General features: G+C 63.4%; 16 protein-coding genes and 1 pseudogene. 12 read left to right on the top strand and 5 right to left on the bottom strand.

The genetic code is table 11. The features are described 5' to 3' along the window. Together U5A52_RS23010 and U5A52_RS23015 are read right to left on the bottom strand one after the other, a co-directional pair. A partial coding sequence (locus U5A52_RS23010; RefSeq protein ID WP_321936376.1) for a TAXI family TRAP transporter solute-binding subunit occupies positions 1-306 on the bottom strand: 306 nt, incomplete at its 3' end. Positions 307-364: 58 nt separating this feature from the next. After that, positions 365-1,228: a hypothetical protein gene (locus U5A52_RS23015; protein WP_321936377.1), complete on the bottom strand. Its 864-nt coding sequence runs from the start codon at positions 1,226-1,228 to the stop codon at positions 365-367. Positions 1,229-2,105: 877 nt separating this feature from the next. Between U5A52_RS23015 and groES the strand changes: the two genes are divergently transcribed. Both groES and groL read left to right on the top strand, forming a co-directional pair. Then, positions 2,106-2,396, top strand: a complete 291-nt coding sequence (gene groES / locus U5A52_RS23020) for a co-chaperone GroES (RefSeq protein ID WP_028202123.1) — start codon at positions 2,106-2,108, stop codon at positions 2,394-2,396. 44 nt (positions 2,397-2,440) lie between these two features. Further along, positions 2,441-4,081, top strand: coding sequence for a chaperonin GroEL (gene groL / locus U5A52_RS23025; RefSeq protein WP_321912987.1), 1,641 nt, complete (start codon positions 2,441-2,443; stop codon positions 4,079-4,081). Positions 4,082-4,230: 149 nt separating this feature from the next. Here groL and U5A52_RS23030 read toward each other — a convergent pair whose 3' ends face one another. Together U5A52_RS23030 and tnpA are read right to left on the bottom strand one after the other, a co-directional pair. Then, complete coding sequence (locus U5A52_RS23030) at positions 4,231-5,076, bottom strand: hydroxymethylpyrimidine/phosphomethylpyrimidine kinase (protein WP_321912986.1); 846 nt, start codon at positions 5,074-5,076, stop codon at positions 4,231-4,233. A 193-nt stretch (positions 5,077-5,269) separates the two neighbouring features. Next, complete coding sequence (gene tnpA, locus U5A52_RS23035; RefSeq protein ID WP_321936488.1) at positions 5,270-5,698, bottom strand: IS200/IS605 family transposase; 429 nt, start codon at positions 5,696-5,698, stop codon at positions 5,270-5,272. A 49-nt stretch (positions 5,699-5,747) separates the two neighbouring features. Between tnpA and U5A52_RS23040 the strand changes: the two are divergent. From U5A52_RS23040 to U5A52_RS23085, 10 genes and pseudogenes are all read left to right on the top strand, one after another. Continuing rightward, a pseudogene (locus U5A52_RS23040) lies at positions 5,748-6,971 on the top strand (RNA-guided endonuclease InsQ/TnpB family protein). Between the two features lie 151 nt (positions 6,972-7,122). Beyond that, a complete protein-coding gene (locus U5A52_RS23045) occupies positions 7,123-7,293 on the top strand; it encodes a rubredoxin (RefSeq protein WP_008342674.1) in 171 nt (56 codons plus the stop codon). A gap of 252 nt (positions 7,294-7,545) precedes the next feature. Then, positions 7,546-9,051 (top strand): hypothetical protein, encoded by a 1,506-nt coding sequence (locus U5A52_RS23050; RefSeq protein WP_321936378.1) that lies wholly within the window; start codon positions 7,546-7,548, stop codon positions 9,049-9,051. Positions 9,052-9,288: 237 nt separating this feature from the next. After that, positions 9,289-9,867, top strand: coding sequence for a YqgE/AlgH family protein (locus U5A52_RS23055; RefSeq protein WP_158757151.1), 579 nt, complete (start codon positions 9,289-9,291; stop codon positions 9,865-9,867). Next, on the top strand, positions 9,864-10,298 hold the full coding sequence (ruvX, locus tag U5A52_RS23060; protein ID WP_321936379.1) for a Holliday junction resolvase RuvX: 435 nt from the start codon (positions 9,864-9,866) through the stop codon (positions 10,296-10,298). Before U5A52_RS23055 ends, ruvX begins: the two co-directional genes overlap by 4 nt. A gap of 20 nt (positions 10,299-10,318) precedes the next feature. Further along, complete coding sequence (gene pyrR / locus U5A52_RS23065) at positions 10,319-10,840, top strand: bifunctional pyr operon transcriptional regulator/uracil phosphoribosyltransferase PyrR (protein ID WP_321936380.1); 522 nt, start codon at positions 10,319-10,321, stop codon at positions 10,838-10,840. A 94-nt stretch (positions 10,841-10,934) separates the two neighbouring features. Next, positions 10,935-11,954, top strand: coding sequence for an aspartate carbamoyltransferase catalytic subunit (locus U5A52_RS23070; RefSeq protein WP_321936381.1), 1,020 nt, complete (start codon positions 10,935-10,937; stop codon positions 11,952-11,954). Positions 11,955-11,980: 26 nt separating this feature from the next. Beyond that, a complete protein-coding gene (locus U5A52_RS23075) occupies positions 11,981-13,258 on the top strand; it encodes a dihydroorotase (protein ID WP_321936382.1) in 1,278 nt (425 codons plus the stop codon). 55 nt (positions 13,259-13,313) lie between these two features. Further along, on the top strand, positions 13,314-14,090 hold the full coding sequence (locus U5A52_RS23080) for a lysophospholipid acyltransferase family protein (protein WP_321936383.1): 777 nt from the start codon (positions 13,314-13,316) through the stop codon (positions 14,088-14,090). A gap of 49 nt (positions 14,091-14,139) precedes the next feature. Next, the gene (locus U5A52_RS23085; protein ID WP_321936384.1) at positions 14,140-14,955 is read left to right on the top strand and encodes a 2OG-Fe(II) oxygenase; all 816 of its coding nucleotides are present in this window, start codon (positions 14,140-14,142) and stop codon (positions 14,953-14,955) included. A 21-nt stretch (positions 14,956-14,976) separates the two neighbouring features. On the opposite strand, the gene U5A52_RS23090 is transcribed toward U5A52_RS23085, so the two are convergent. Next, entirely contained in the window at positions 14,977-15,822 is an 846-nt protein-coding gene (locus tag U5A52_RS23090; RefSeq protein ID WP_321936489.1) for a symmetrical bis(5'-nucleosyl)-tetraphosphatase, read from the bottom strand. Positions 15,823-16,080 lie beyond the last annotated feature (258 nt).

A 16,080-nucleotide genomic window follows, 5' to 3' on the forward strand; every position in this document is an offset into this window, starting at 1 on the left:
TTCTTCGTTGCCGGAGTTGGCCATATCGACGTAGGCCTGATAGACGTCGGACTGCACGAGTGCGAGCTTCACACCGGGCTCGAAACGCATGCGTTGCACGTTTTCCGCCGAGCCTTTCGATGGAATCACCTCGAGGTCGATGCCCGCCTGCGGCGCCACCCATTTCGACAGATCCTGGCCGATCTGAATGTACGTACCGCGCTCTGGGCCGGTCACGATCTTGTAGTTCGCGTCTGCTGCGACGGCGAGCGCCGAGAAAAGCAGGGCGATCAGCGTCGCCACTCCCGCTAGAGTCGTTTTCAACATGGTCTCTCTCCCGCCTCTGTCTGGGTTGTACGGCAGACGATCTGTTCTGTAGTCGTTCTCAATGCGCAGCTTCGGAGGATGAAGCGTGCTTCCACCCAAGCTCGAGAATCGCGCGTTGCTGTTCATCGACGCCGCTATCGCTGCTGTCCTCATCGACGGCATCGGCGGTTGCGGAGTGGCTCGCGGCGGTTGTCGCAACGCTTGCACTCGCACTGCCGAGTTCCGGTGGGTTCTCGTTCGTTGTTGTGCTGGTCGCGTCCGGCAGCGGGGGAGGGGACGCGATTGCGGTCGGCTCGTTCGGTACGGCCGGCCTGGCCGCGCCCCGATCATGCGACGAAGGCAGCGGTACGGTAGCTGCGCCGCGCGGCAGTGGCACGCTCGCGTCGGCTTGTGCGGTGGTGCTTTTCGGCGAACTCAGCGGCGACCAGCCCGTCGCCCGGATGGCGCGCTCCATCAGCGATCGCGCGTGCTGGCTGCCCGGGTCAATCGCGAGCGCCTCTGAGGCCTGTTCTCGCACGCAATCCCATGCGCGTTGCTCGGCACATCGGTCCGCGTTTTGCAGCGCGTTATCGCGGCGTTGCTGCGCCAGCGCGCCGCCGCGCGGTATCTCGTGCGCTTCTTCATTGTTCGCGTCACGCGCAAGTGCAGCATTTGCGTTTGGCAAGCTTTGCTCCGCGAAGCTTGCACGCGTGGCGCGTACTTCTCTTTCCTGCCGATGCCTGGCGCTGTACAGCAGAAACGCAGCGTATGCGATTGCGACAATGAGCCAGGCGAGCAATACGCCCTTCGCGAAGCGCCCTTTACCCGTGTGCCAGAACGGCCGCTGTTCCTCGAGTTGGTAGTTATGCAGATAGTCGGCCTGCACCGATGGGCGATTGGATGCGGCCGCGCCGGCAAGCGATACCTGTGCGACGGCACGCATAGGGGCGGCTGCGGAACCAACGACTGCTAACGTGGCTTTCGGGCGCGCGGGTGCAGCCGCGTCGAGCGGGCGATCCGTGCCGCAGTAAGGGCAGAGATCGACGTGCAGGTAGAGCACTCCGCCACAGTGCTTGCACGGTGTGGGGATACTCTGGTTACCAGTCGTCTGAGCGGACATGCTGTCGTTCCACCGTCATGGCGACGCCATTTCGGCATGTTCAGGATCGTCGTTGAAGCGATCGGCGAAGCCTCGCGGAACCCACGATCTGCATGCGCAGGAGAGCGGCGGTGCCTGAACCGGCGCAGCCGCTCGAAAGATCATATGAGTGATTTTCCATTCATCCGTTATTTGCCGGTGTTGGCTACCGCACATATCCGTTGTGCGCCGAACAATCGGACTTACGTCAGATCCGACGCGGCTTGGCGTTCTGTGCATGCAGCACTCTGGCCCTCGAATCGACCGACTTTGTGGGTTGCACAAGGTTGGGGATTTCCCCGAGAGGCGTCCCGGATGACCCGGCGGACCGGGGCCCGGTTACTCGACGCAGTTGCGTTCAGATCGATGCGGTTACGTGTCGAGCCGAGCGTCGTGTCTGTCTATCTAATTGTTTTAATTGAAAAATATTCTGATATGGCACGCAAAGCCGCCAGCCGATAGCCGCAACTGGAATGAGCAAGAGTGTCTTTAGGGTCGAATGGATGGCAGCGATGATTCCCCATTCCGCCCCTTCTTGAATTTGTCACCACCCGTCCATATAATTAGCACTCACCGCATGAGAGTGCTAACAACGCTCGGTGCATAAACATCTCTGGCTGGCGGTTGTCGGCAGCCAGGTTTTCTTGAGTCTCTTCAAGTCCCAATCAACAGAGGAACATCCATGAACCTTCGTCCTTTGCATGATCGCGTGATCGTCAAGCGCCTGGATCAAGAAACCAAGACCGCTTCGGGCATCGTGATCCCGGACGCAGCGGCAGAAAAGCCGGATCAAGGCGAAGTCCTGGCCATCGGCCCGGGCAAGCGCGACGACAAGGGCGCCCTGATCGCGCTCGACGTGAAGGTCGGCGATCGCGTCCTGTTCGGCAAGTACGCTGGCCAGACCGTCAAGGTCGATGGCAACGAACTGCTCGTGATGCGCGAAGAAGACATCATGGCCGTGGTGAACAAGTAAGTTCATTCCACCGCTCACTATTCAAGAATTCAAGGAGTTAGAAGATGGCAGCTAAAGACGTCGTGTTCGGCGATTCCGCCCGTTCCAAGATGGTTGAAGGCGTGAACATTCTCGCCAACGCAGTGAAGGTCACGCTGGGTCCGAAGGGCCGCAACGTGGTGCTCGAGCGCTCGTTCGGCGGCCCGACGGTCACCAAGGACGGTGTCTCGGTCGCAAAGGAAATCGAGCTCAAGGACAAGCTCCAGAACATGGGCGCGCAAATGGTCAAGGAAGTCGCGTCCAAGACCAGCGACAACGCCGGTGACGGCACGACGACGGCTACGGTTCTGGCCCAGTCGATCGTCCGCGAAGGCATGAAGTACGTCGCATCGGGCATGAACCCGATGGACCTGAAGCGCGGCATCGACAAGGCCGTCGCAGCAGCAATCGAAGAGCTGCGCAAGGTCAGCAAGCCCTGCACGACCAACAAGGAAATCGCTCAAGTCGGCTCGATCTCGGCAAACAGCGACACGTCGATCGGCGACCGTATCGCTGAAGCGATGGACAAGGTCGGCAAGGAAGGCGTCATCACCGTCGAAGACGGCAAGTCGCTGCAAGACGAGCTGGAAGTCGTCGAAGGTATGCAGTTCGACCGCGGCTACCTCTCGCCGTACTTCATCAACAACCCGGACAAGCAAGTCGCCGTGCTGGAAAGCCCGTTCGTCCTGCTGTTCGACAAGAAGATCTCGAACATCCGCGATCTGCTGCCGGTTCTGGAACAAGTCGCGAAGGCTGGCCGTCCGCTGCTGATCATCGCTGAAGACGTCGAAGGCGAGGCACTGGCCACGCTGGTCGTCAACAACATCCGCGGCATCCTGAAGACCGTTGCTGTCAAGGCTCCGGGCTTCGGCGACCGTCGCAAGGCCATGCTGGAAGACATCGCGATCCTGACCGGCGGTCAAGTCATCGCGGAAGAAACCGGCCTCACGCTCGAAAAGGCAACGCTGAACGAACTCGGTCAAGCGAAGCGCATCGAAGTGGGCAAGGAAAACACGACGATCATCGACGGCGCTGGCGAAGCCGTGAACATCGAAGCGCGCGTGAAGCAAATCCGCACGCAAATCGAAGAAGCGACGTCGGACTACGACCGTGAAAAGCTGCAAGAGCGCGTTGCCAAGCTGGCAGGCGGCGTGGCAGTGATCAAGGTCGGCGCTGCGACCGAAGTCGAAATGAAGGAAAAGAAGGCACGCGTGGAAGACGCGCTGCACGCAACCCGCGCTGCCGTTGAAGAAGGCATCGTCCCGGGCGGCGGCGTTGCGCTGATCCGTGCACGTACGGCAATCGCCAACGTGAAGGGCGCCAACGCTGACCAGGACGCCGGTATCAAGATCGTCCTGCGCGCCATGGAAGAGCCGCTGCGCCAGATCGTCACGAACGGTGGCGAAGAAGCGTCGGTGGTCGTGGCAGCGGTTGCCGCTGGTTCGGGCAACTACGGCTACAACGCAGCGACCGGCGAATACGTCGACATGGTTGAAGCCGGCGTGGTCGACCCGACGAAGGTCACGCGCACCGCGCTGCAAAACGCAGCTTCGGTTGCTGGCCTGCTCCTGACGACGGACGCAGCTGTTGCTGAAGTGCCGAAGGAAGATGCTCCGATGGCTGGCGGCATGCCCGGCGGCATGGGTGGCATGGGCATGGACATGTAATTACGGCTTGCGCCGAAATTACATCGAAGTGCGGGGGACACGCCGCGAGGTGTGTTTCCCCAGCCCGGAAAGAAAAAACCCGCAGCGATGCGGGTTTTTTTTCGTCTGTACGGTTTGCGCGTGGTGCACGCGCCGCCGCGCCGCGAGCGTTATTGCTTCGCTTCGCCGGGCGAGGCTTCGTCCGCGTCCGAGTCGTTACTGCGCGCCCAGAAGAAGCGGTCGGGCAGCCACGCCCCCATGCCCGGCCTGAACGCACTCTGCACGGCCTGATACACATATTCCTGCGCCTCACGCACGGCCTCGGGCGGTTCCTGGCCGTTCGCGAGCAGTGCGGCAATGGCGGCGCCGAGCGTGTCGGTCACGCCCATCATCGGCTGCGTGGAGCGGTCCCACAGATCCTGGCGCAGCTGGCCGTCTTCGCAATACAGCGTGTTGACCACGCGATGCGTGCCCGTTTCCATTGCCAGGATGTACTCGCAGCCCGTGGCGAGCAGGTGCGCGATAGCCGCGTCGACGCTGGGCGCTTCCGCGTCGCCGTCCGGCTGCGCGAGCGCGATGAGCGTTGCGGAATCGGCAACAAGCAGCGTGGTTTGCGGCACGAGCAGGTCAGCCATGGCTTCGCGCAGTTCGTCGGCGGCGAGCACGTGTTCGTCGTCGAGCGTGAAGTCGGGAGCGAGGATGAGCGGCACGTCGTCGTAGTCGGCGACCACTTCGGCGATCGCGCTCACGACTTCGGCGCGCGCGCCCGCTCCAACCTTGAACGCCGCGATGGGCATGTCTTCGAGCAGCATGCGCGCCTGGGTGGCGACGGTTTCCGGATCGAGGCCGGTCACTTCGTCGCAGCCCGCGGAGTCGCGCACCGTGTAGCCGGTCAACGCGGTGACGCCGTGGCAACCCATGCTGGCGAGCGTGAGCAGGTCAGCCTGGAGTCCGCCGCCGCCTGTCGGGTCGGAAAGGCCGAAGGTGAGGACGATGGGAGGGGTGTCGCTGGGCATGAACGTGGCGAGATGGATTGGACTTCGGGCGCGGTGTACCGCGCCGTCATAAGAGAATGCTGCAATTATGCGGCTTATCGATGAATCCGGGGGACGGATGACCACGGCGCGCGCGAGGATTATTTCGCGTCGCACGAGCCGCCCGCGGTGGGAAAGAATAGCGAGGACGCCAACGGCGTCCTTCTAGTGGGCCTTAGTGCTGCGTCCGCTGCTGTTCTATGTACTGACGCACGACCGCGATCGGGGCGCCGCCGCAACTACCGGCGAAGTATGACGGCGACCAAAGCGCTCCGCCGCACAGCTTGTGCTGGATACTCGGATAGTTCTTCTGGCGAATCATGCGGCTGGAAACGCCTTTCAGGCTGTTCACGAGCGCGGACACAGCCACCTTCGGCGGGTAATTCACCAATAAATGTACATGATCGTCTTCGCCGTCAAATTCCACTAGCTTGGCTTCGAAGTCGCGGCACACGTTGGCGAACACGATCCGCATGTCATCAAGGATCGCCTTAGTGAATACGTCGCGCCGGTATTTGGTTACGAAGACCAAGTGAACATGCATCGAAAATACGCAATGTCTTCCATGCCTCAATTCCGCGTATGTACTGCGTGGACGCCCCATAAATTCCTCTTGCGTTGGTTTGGAAGGCCAAACTACTATAATGCGCGCCATGCAACGAGTCCAAGCCTTCAAATTCGAACTCATGCCGACCGGCGAGCAAGCGCGCAAGCTGCGCCAGTTCGCGGGCGCGTGTCGCTTCGTCTATAACAAGGCGCTGGCGTTGCAGCAGGAAAACCACAAGGCTGGCGAGAAGTTCATCGGCTACGTGCGGATGGCGAAGCACCTCACCGAATGGCGCAACAGTGCGGATACGCCGTGGCTCTCAGAAACCCCGGTCCATGCGCAGCAGCATGCGCTCAAGAATCTCGAGCGCGCATATAAAAACTTCTTCGAAGGCCGCGCCGCCTTCCCGCGCTTCAAGCGCAAGGAGATGGGCGATGGTTTCCTGTACCCTGACAAGAAGCAGATTTCCGTTGATTCCGAGAACGGGCGCATCAAGGTTCCAAAGCTCGGCTGGATTCGCTACCGCAACAGCCGCGACGTGGTCGGCGAAGTCCGCAGTGCAACGGTGCTGCTGCGCGCTAGCAAGTGGTACGTGTCTATCCTCACGGCGCGCGAAGTAGAAGTGCCAGTTCCGCATGGCCCCGCCATCGGTATTGACGTGGGTATCGCGCGCTTTGCAACAATGAGCGACGGCACGTATATCGTGCCGCTCAACAGTTTCAAGAAACACGAGCAACGTCTCGCGAAGTATCAGCGCCGCATGGCGCGCAAGGTCAAAGGCAGCAGCAACTGGAAGAAGGCGAAAGCCCGCGTCCAGAAGATTCACGCGCGCATCGCAAACGCGCGAAACGACTTCCTGCACAAAGCATCGAACACGATCAGCAAAAACCACGCGATGGTCGCAGTAGAGGATTTGCAGGTGCGCAATATGTCCAAGTCAGCATCGGGCAGCGCAGAAGCGCCGGGACGCAATGTCCGCACCAAGTCTGGACTCAACAAGTCCATCATGGATCAAGGCTGGGGCGAATTCCGTCGCTAGCTAGAGTACAAAACGGCATGGCGCGGCGGCTATTTCATCGCCGTCAATCCGAAGAACACCAGCAGGACTTGCCCCTGCTGCGGCCATATTTCGGCCGAAAACCGCAAGGCTCAGGCGCTGTTCGCCTGTATCAAGTGCGGACACGAAGCAAACGCCGATCACGTCGGTGCTATCAATGTTTTAGCGGCAGGCCATGCCGTTATTGCCTGTGGAGGGATGGCGCAGTCGGGCCGCCCGTCGAAGCAGGAACCCGCCGAAGTGACTCAGGCTATCGCGGCCGAAGCACCGTAGGAATTCTCTGCCTTCGGGCCGGGAAGGATGTCAACCCGTGCAGGCCAGATTTCCTCTTGCTAGGCATGGAAACGGCAACAAGGTACCATCATGGCTCTCGTTTCCCCGATTTTTTTCCGACTGGTTTCGGACTTTTCGACGCGGCATAAGAATGGAATATAGAAGCTGGATGTGCCTGATCTGCGGCTGGATTTACGACGAAGAAGCCGGTTTGCCAGACGAAGGCATTGCCCCCGGCACGCGCTGGGAGGATGTCCCGATCAACTGGACCTGCCCTGAGTGCGGCGCGCGCAAGGAAGACTTCGAGATGGTCCAGATCTGAGACCACGCTCGCGGCTGCGCGTGGTTCTCGCGCGCTACCGACGTGTTTCTCACGCGTTTCGCAGGTAACGGGCGAGGGCCGGTGCGCAGTCTGGCTGCAGATTCCAGAAGTGTGTCGAGTGCGGTGCGGCTCGCGATGTCGCGACGGCTGGCACCGTATTTGCGCTTGCCGCCACGGTTGTCGATGCTTGTGTCGACGTTTTGGTCGAGATCGCCCGCCTGGTCGGCCCGCTAACGTTTTCGGCGCTGCCCTATGAGTCATCCTTCAAGCTCTGATGTGCGGTTCGAAGCGTTGCCGAATCCGCGCGGCGGCACGGTGCCGTTCGCGCACGGCGCGCTCGCCCAGGCGCTCGCCGCGCTTGAAGCGCAGCGTGACGTTGCCCGGCCGCTGCGCCAGGCTTCCCGCACGCTGCACGACGCCGGCTGGCTCGCCGCCGCGCGCTTCGCCGACACGCTGCTCCTCGCTTCCCCGCTCGCGCTTGCCGCGCCGGTGCCCGTAGCGCCGCCTCCGGGCCTGCCCGCGCGGCCGCTCCATGCGCCCGAGGAAGCGAAGGACGCTGAAATGCGCGCCTTGTTCAGCGAGGCACTGCAAGATCTCGTCGCTGCGCTCGAGCGTCGCAATCTGCGCGAACTGGCGTGCTCGCCCGCGCTTTTCGCGCGGCAGCACGCGCTCGTGGCTGCGCTCGCGGAGCACATGCCGGGTGTTGCGCTCGCCTACGAGGACATCGCGCTGCTGGGCCGGCCGCTCGCGCCCGCTTCGCTGCATCCGCAGCCGGCGCAGCGATTTGGCCAGGTGCGCGCGCGCTTCGAGCAGGCGCTCCTGCTTGCGCTGAAGTCGCAGCCCGGCAACGGCAGCCGCGCGGCCGATGCGCTCGCGCTCGCGGCGTTCGACGAGATGGACGCCTGCATGGCCGAGCTCTCGAGCGCCGATCCGTACGACTTCTGGCGTCTTGCTGCTGCGTGCGCACGCGCGCTGCGGCGGGGCGTGGCGTCGTGGGGAGAGGAAGGTGTGCGGCGTCTTTACGCACGCTGCAATCTGCTGATCGGGGAGCACGCGCGCGGCCTGCGCTTCGCGCCACAAACGCTCGTGCGCTCCACGCTCGCGTTGCTGTGGCGCGATTACGCGCTCTTCGGGGCCGCCGCGGAAGACACTGCCGACGTCGATCTGCTGCATGACTACGGCTTGACCGTGGAGTGGCACATTGCCGGCACGCAAGCCTCGGAGGCGCTGTGGGAAGCCGGCAGCGTGCAGGCCGGCGCGCTCGCGGCGCGCGTGGCGCCCACGCGCGAGCTGGGCGCGCTGGTCGTGAATGGCAATGCGTATGAAGATTTTCTGCAGACCGCCGATGCGGCGATGATCGCGCTCGGCACGCACTCGCGCACGCTGACGTTGCGCGGCGCAGGCGCGAGCCCGGAGCCCGCAGACGCGCTCGTGGCCGCCGAAGCGGCGTACCGCATCGGCGCTGCCGCCTGGGCGCTCGGGCTCGGCCATATTGGCCAGCTCGCGGACGCGCTGGGCCTCGCGTGGCGGCGCACCGCGCATGCGGCAACGCTTGCGGCGCTCGAAGCGCGGGGCGCGCCGTCAATTCAGCCGCCCGGCGCGGAGGCAATCGAGCACGCCAGCGAGGTGCTGCGCGCCATGCTGCACAAGGTCGCGGCGGGTATCGCGCAGCCCGACGCCACGCCCGCGGTGCGTGCGCTTGGCGTGGCAATCGTCAACGGCGTGGCGCAACATGCGGTGCAAAATATTGCGCACTGACTCCGTCGAGCCTGTGGATTCGCGGTGCTGGCCGTACCTTGCAGCGGTCAGGCATCGGCCTTGCGCCATCGGCCGATTGCCTTGCAAGGGCACAGCGCGCGCGTGTTAGAGTGAGCCATTCCCTGCAATGCGCAACGCGCCGCGGCTGGCAAGGTGCAAGGCAGCCATCATCGGGCGCCCGACCTCCGGCCTGGCAGCGCGCCGCCATTGCGCATCGTCTTTGCTAGAATTCAAATCATGTCCAAGAGTAACGATCGCATCAATCTGACCAACCAGTTCCTGATCGCCATGCCGAACATGGCGGATCCCACGTTTTCAGGAACGGTGGTCTACCTTTGCGATCATTCGGAGCGCGGCGCGCTCGGTCTCGTCATCAATCGGCCCACCGACATCGATCTCGAGGCGCTCTTTTCCCGCATCGACCTGAAGCTCGAAATCGAGCCGCTCCTGCACGTGCCCGTTTATTTCGGCGGCCCGGTGCAGACCGAGCGCGGCTTCGTGCTGCACGCGAGAGCCGAGGGCACAAGCTACACGTCGTCGATGTCGGTGCCGGGCGGCCTTGAAATGACCACGTCGAAGGACGTGCTCGAAGCCGTTGCCAACGGCAGCGGCCCCGAACGCTTCCTGCTCACGCTCGGCCACGCCGGCTGGGGCGCCGGCCAGCTCGAGGACGAAATCTCGAAGAATGGCTGGCTCACGGTCGAAGCCGACCCGAAGATCGTGTTCGACGTGCCCGCCGAAGAGCGCTTTGAAGCGGCGCTCGCGCTGCTCGGCATTTCCTCGTCGATGCTCTCGGGCGAGGCGGGTCACGCATGAGCGTGGCCGCTGGGCGAGGGGCTGGCGAGGCCACCTTGCTTGCGTTCGACTATGGCGAAAAGCGCATCGGCGTCGCGCTCGGCAATGCGCTCACGCGCAGCGCCCGGGCGCTCACCGTCATTCCCAACAAGAGTCGAGACTACCGCTTCGAAGCGATAGCCGCGTTGCTGCGCGAATGGCAGCCCGATCTGCTCGTGGTCGGCCTGCCGTGCCATCCGGACGGCACGCCGCACATCATGACGCAGCACGCGAAGCGCTTTGGCAACCAGCTCAATGGCCGCTTCGGCCTGCGGGTGGTGTGGGTGGACGAGCGCTATTCGTCTGTCGACGCCGAAGCGCGGCTGCGTGAGCGCGGCGAACGCGTCGAACATGTCGACGCCGAAGCGGCCTCCGTGATTCTCCAGCAGTACCTCGACGAACTCCCGCACTGACCAGGCCCGCGAGTTGCCCGATGATCATCCCCGACGCTGAAGCGCTGTATTTCGCCCTGCTCGACGAGATCCGCGCGGCGTATCCCGCCGACGCGTTCGGCGCGCCCGGCGGCGTGGCGATCGTCGGCATTCATAGCGGCGGCGCGTGGATTGCCGAGCGGCTCGCACATGACGTCGGCGCGCTCGAATGGGGCGTGCTCAACGTTGCGCTGCACCGCGACGACTATGCGAAGAAGGGCCTGCACAGCAAGGCGAGCCCGACGGCGCTGCCCTTCGCGGTGGAAGGCCGCCACATCCTGCTCGTCGACGACGTGCTGTTCACGGGCCGCACCGTGCGCGCCGCGCTCAACGAACTCTACGACTACGGTCGGCCGGCTTCGGTCGAACTCGCGGTGCTCGCCGAACGTGGCGGGCGCGAACTGCCGGTGTCCGCGCGCTTCACCGGCGGTGCGGTGAGCATCGGTGCGCGCGAGACGCTTGTGCTCGCACACAGCGCCGACGGTCTCTTCGCGTTTCACGTCGAGCCGGGCAGCGGCGCCTGAGGCGCACGTCGGGCGCATCGAACACACTCGGTGGCAGACGCACAGGCGCGCAGGCTGGCCACGCGCCGCCCATCACATCCCCAGGAATCACGCGATGAATACACAGCCCACGCCCGCGGCGTCCAAAGCGGACGACAAGCGGTTTCGCTATGGCTTTCTCAAGGGCAATCCGCAGCTCACCAAGAATGGCGAGCTCAAGCATCTGCTGTCGATCGAGGGCTTGTCGCGCGCAATTCTCACACACGTTCTCGACACCGCCACGCAGTTCGTGAGCGTGACCGACCGCGACGTGAAGAAGGTGCCGCTGCTGCGCGGCAAGTCGGTATTCAACCTGTTCTTCGAGAACTCCACGCGCACGCGCACCACGTTCGAGATCGCGGCCAAGCGTCTTTCGGCGGATGTGCTCAACCTGAACATCAACGCCTCGTCGACGAGCAAGGGCGAGTCGCTGCTCGACACCATCGGCAACCTTTCGGCGATGCACGCCGACATGTTCGTCGTGCGCCACGCCTCGAGCGGCGCGCCGTATCTGATCGCTGAACATTGCGCGCCGCACGTGCACGTGATCAACGCCGGCGACGGCCGCCACGCGCACCCGACGCAAGGCCTGCTCGACATGTACACGATCCGCCACTACAAGCGCGATTTCACGAATCTGCGTGTGGCGATCGTGGGCGACATCCTGCATTCGCGCGTGGCGCGCTCGGACATTCACGCGCTGACCACGCTCGGCGTGCCCGAGGTACGCGCCATCGGCCCGCGTACGCTGCTGCCGGGCGGGCTCGAACAGATGGGCGTGCGCGTGTTTCATAACCTCGATGAAGGCCTGAAGGACGTCGACGTCGTCATCATGCTGCGCCTGCAGAACGAACGCATGAGCGGCGCGCTGCTGCCTTCTGCGCAGGAGTACTTCAAGAGCTGGGGCTTGACGCCCGAGCGCCTCGCGCTCGCCGCGCCCGATGCGATCGTCATGCATCCGGGGCCGATGAATCGCGGCGTGGAAATCGACTCGCAGGTCGCCGACGGCCCGCAGTCGGCGATCCTCGACCAGGTGAGCTTTGGCATTGCGGTGCGCATGGCGGTGATGGGCATCGTCGCCAGTAACAACGATTGAAGCGGCGAGAACAGTAAGGGCAGCACATGAAGATCCATATTCAAGGCGGCACGCTGATCGATCCGGCGGCGGGCACCGAACAACAGCAGGACGTGTACATCGAAGCGGGCAAGATCGCCGCGCTTGGTGCGGCGCCCGCGGGCTTTCAGGCGGACAGAACGATCGACGCGCGCGGCCTCATTGTCGCGCCCGGTCTCGTCGATCTGAGCGCGCGCCTGCGCGAGCCGGGCTACGAACACAAGGCCACGCTCGACTCGGAGATGAACGCGGCGCTCGCGGGCGGCGTGACGAGCCTCGTGTGCCCGCCCGACACGGACCCCGTGCTCGACGAGGCAGGCCTCGTCGAGATGCTCAAGCACCGGGCGGGCAAGCTTGCGCGTGCACATATGCATCCGCTCGGCGCGCTTACCGTGGGGCTGAAAGGGCAGGTGATCACCGAGATGGTGTCGCTGACCGAGGCAGGCTGCATCGGCTTCACGCAGGTCGATGCGCCGATTGCCGATACTCAGGTGCTGCTGCGCGCGCTGCAGTATGCAAGCACCTATGGCTACGCCGTGTGGCTGCGGCCGCAGGACGCATATCTCTCGAAGGGTGGCGTGGCCGCGAGCGGCGCGGTGGCTTCACGCCTGGGCCTCTCCGGCGTGCCGGTGAGCGCGGAGACGATCGCGCTGCATACGCTCTTCGAACTGATGCGCGTGACAGGAGCGCGTGTGCATGTCCAGCATCTTTCGTCGGCGGCGGGCGTGGGGCTCGTGCGCGCCGCGAAAGCCGAGGGCTTGCCTGTGACTTGCGACGTCACGGCCAATCATCTGCATTTGATCGACATGGACATCGGCTATTTCGACGCGCAGTTCCGGCTCGATCCGCCGCTGCGGCAGCAGCGCGATCGCGAGGCGATTCGCGCGGGCCTGGCCGATGGCACGATCGACGCGATCTGCTCGCAGCACACGCCCGTGGATGACGACGAGAAGCTGCTGCCTTTCGCCGAAGCGACGCCGGGCGCGACGGGCCTCGAGCTGTTCCTCTCGCTCACCGTGAAATGGGCGCAGGAAGCGCGTGTGCCGCTTGCGAGGGCGCTCGGCCATGTGACGTCGGCGCCGGCTGCCGTGATGCAGCGCGACGCGGGACGGCTTGCCGTGGGCGCGAGCGCGGATGTCTGCGTGTTCGATCCCCATGCGCACTGGCGTGTCGAGCCGCGCGCGCTCAGGAGCCAGGGGCACAACACGCCGTTCCTCGGCTACGAACTGCCCGCGGTGGTGCGCGCGACGCTCGTGGCGGGCCGTGTGGGCTTCGAGCGCGCATGACAGATTTATGTCATGTGTGTCTGCTAGGATCACGCGATTCAGCCATTCGTAGACCATGAGCCTCTTCATTCGCAAGACCCGCCTGCTCGCGCATTTGCTGCGCGGCGCTTTGACTGTCGCGATCCGCTTTCCGCGTGCAAGCGCCGATCAGCGGCACGCCATGAACCGGGCATGGTCCCTCAAGATGCTCGAGCTGTGCGGCTTGAAGCTGGTCGTGCACAACGACGCGGCGCGGCTCGACGCGGGCGCGCTTGTTGTGAGCAACCACATTTCGTGGATCGACATCTACGTGATCAACGCGTGGCGTCCGACGCCGTTTGTCTCGAAGGCTGAGATCCGTCATTGGCCGCTCATTGGCTGGTTCGCGCATAACCTCGACACCGTATTCATCGAGCGCGAGAAGCGCAGCGACGCGAAGCGCATCATGCACGAACTCGCCGAGCGTCTTACGCGCGGCGAGCTGATGTGTGTGTTTCCTGAAGGCACGACAACGGATGGTCTTGCGCTCAAGCCGTTTCACTCGAACATGTTCCAGGCAGCGGTGTCGGCTGGGCGGCCAGTGCAGCCGCTTTGTATTCTGTATGAGGATGCGCAGGGGCGGCAGTCGGTGGCGCCGGCGTATATCGATGATCTCTCGCTGAAAGACTCGCTCGACGCGATGCTCAAGGCTGGGCCGCTGACCGCTCATGTTTATGTGGGTGAGGCGATCGAAGCGGGGGATGACCGACGCAAGCTGGCGGCGCGTGCGCAGGAGGCGGTGGGGCAGGCGTTGGAGACGATGCGGGGTGAGCCGGTGCCTATGCCAGCAGCCGGGGCCATTCAGGTATCGTGACACTTAAGCGCGTCATCGAAAGCAAAACAATCAAAGCAGGCAAGTGATCATGGATCGCACGGAACTCGGCGCGCGCATCGCGGAGCGCCTTGAAGCAGAACGCGCTCGATTGCGCGAACAATGGTCGCAAACGGCGCCCGTCAACCACTTCCATATCGACGATGTACTGCCGGAGGACGTCGCGCGAGCGATTCGCGCAGCCTTCCCTGACACGTCGAAGATGATGTTGCGCAAAAGTTTGCGCGAACTCAAATACGTGTCGGCGCAAATGGATGCGCACGCGCCGCTGCTCGAAGAGATCATCTTCGCGTTCCAGATGCCGCGCGTGGTCGAACTCGTCAAAGAGATCACCGGCCTGCGCTCGCTTTATCCAGACGAGCATCTCTACGCTGGCGGCATCTCGATGATGGGGCCGGGTCACTTCCTCAACCCGCATCTCGACAATTCGCACGACAAGGATCGCGAACGCTATCGCGTGCTGAATTTGCTCTATTACGTTTCGCCGGACTGGTCGCTAGAGAAGGGTGGCAACCTCGAAGTCTGGCCGCAGGGCACGAAAGCCGAGCCCACGACGATCGTGAGCCGCTTCAACCGCCTCGCCGTGATGGTGACGAACCAGTACTCGTGGCATTCGGTGTCGAAGAACGCGAGCACGGAGCAGCGCTGCTGTGTGTCGAATTACTACTTTTCGGATCACCCGGTGGGCGACACCGAATACTTTCATCCCACCTCGTTTCGCGGGCGGCCTGACGAGCCCGTGCGCGATGTCGTGCTGCAGGCGGACGCCGCGGCGCGCGGACTTGTACGTCGTGTATTCCCCAAAGGGGTGAAGAGCACCACGCACGTGTACAACAAGAAGCGCTGAACGCGAGCGGCGGCGTGAGGTTCAACTGCTCGCCGCGCGGCAACTCTCGCACGGCACTTGGGTGAGGATGCGATGGGCCGGATCGGCATCGAGGTGAACTGCCGAGAGCTGTTCACCCCAAACGCAGCCCGAGTCGAGCCCGACCACGTTCTTGCGCAAGGTCAGGCCAAGCGCCGCCCAATGGCCAAAGACCACGGTGATGTCTTCGGTCTTGCGACCGGGGACGTCGAACCACGGCATAAAACCCGGCGGCGCGGACGCTAGACCTCCGCTCGACGTGAAATCCATCACGCCGTCGCGATCGCAAAAGCGCATGCGCGTGAGCGCGCTGCAGGTCACGCGCAGCCGGTCGATACCCTTCAAGTCCTTCGACCAGCGGTTCGGCTCGTTCCCGTAGAGACCCGCGAGCGTCTCCTTCCAGTTGTCGCGCCGCAAGGCTTGCTCGAGCTCGTGCGCGAGCTCCATTGTGAGATCGAGATCCCATTGCGGCAGCACGCCCGCGTGTACCATCAACATGCCGTTTTCGTAGTGCACGATCGGGCGGTGGCGTACCCAATCCAACAGGTCTTCAGCGTCGGGCGCATTCAGGATGTCGTCGATGGTGTCGCCCTTTTTCGACTTGCGGATGCCCGCCGACACTGAAAGCAGATGCAGATCGTGATTGCCCAGCACGGCAACGCCGCGCTCACCAAGCGCGATGACTTCGCGCAGAGTCTCCAGCGACTCGGGTCCGCGATTGATCAGGTCGCCCGCGAACCACAGCGGCGTATGCGCAGAGGGCGCTGCCTTGGCGAGCAGGTCGCGAAACGGTGTGAGGCAGCCTTGGAGATCGCCGAAGGCGAGCGGGGCTGTGTACGGCACGTGCATGGTCATTAAATCGGAATCAGTCGCGGAAAGGCGCGGGACAAGAGGGTGACGGTATCACAGGAATAGTTTTGCCGCGTAGTGTGAAGGGCTACGCACATGAGTGCTCAATGTGACCCGACGATATGACCCAGAAAACGGGCAACTTCATTGTTATCGCGCGGTAGCGCGAGCGTTGGCCGCAGTCGTATGGTTGAATAAGTGTCAAATTTCATTTTGTCAAGCTGTTTCAAGATGTTAGCGGTATGGCATTCGCTCAGG

Origin of the sequence: Paraburkholderia sp. J8-2, from assembly GCF_905220195.1 — a bacterium.
GTDB lineage: Bacteria > Pseudomonadota > Gammaproteobacteria > Burkholderiales > Burkholderiaceae > Paraburkholderia.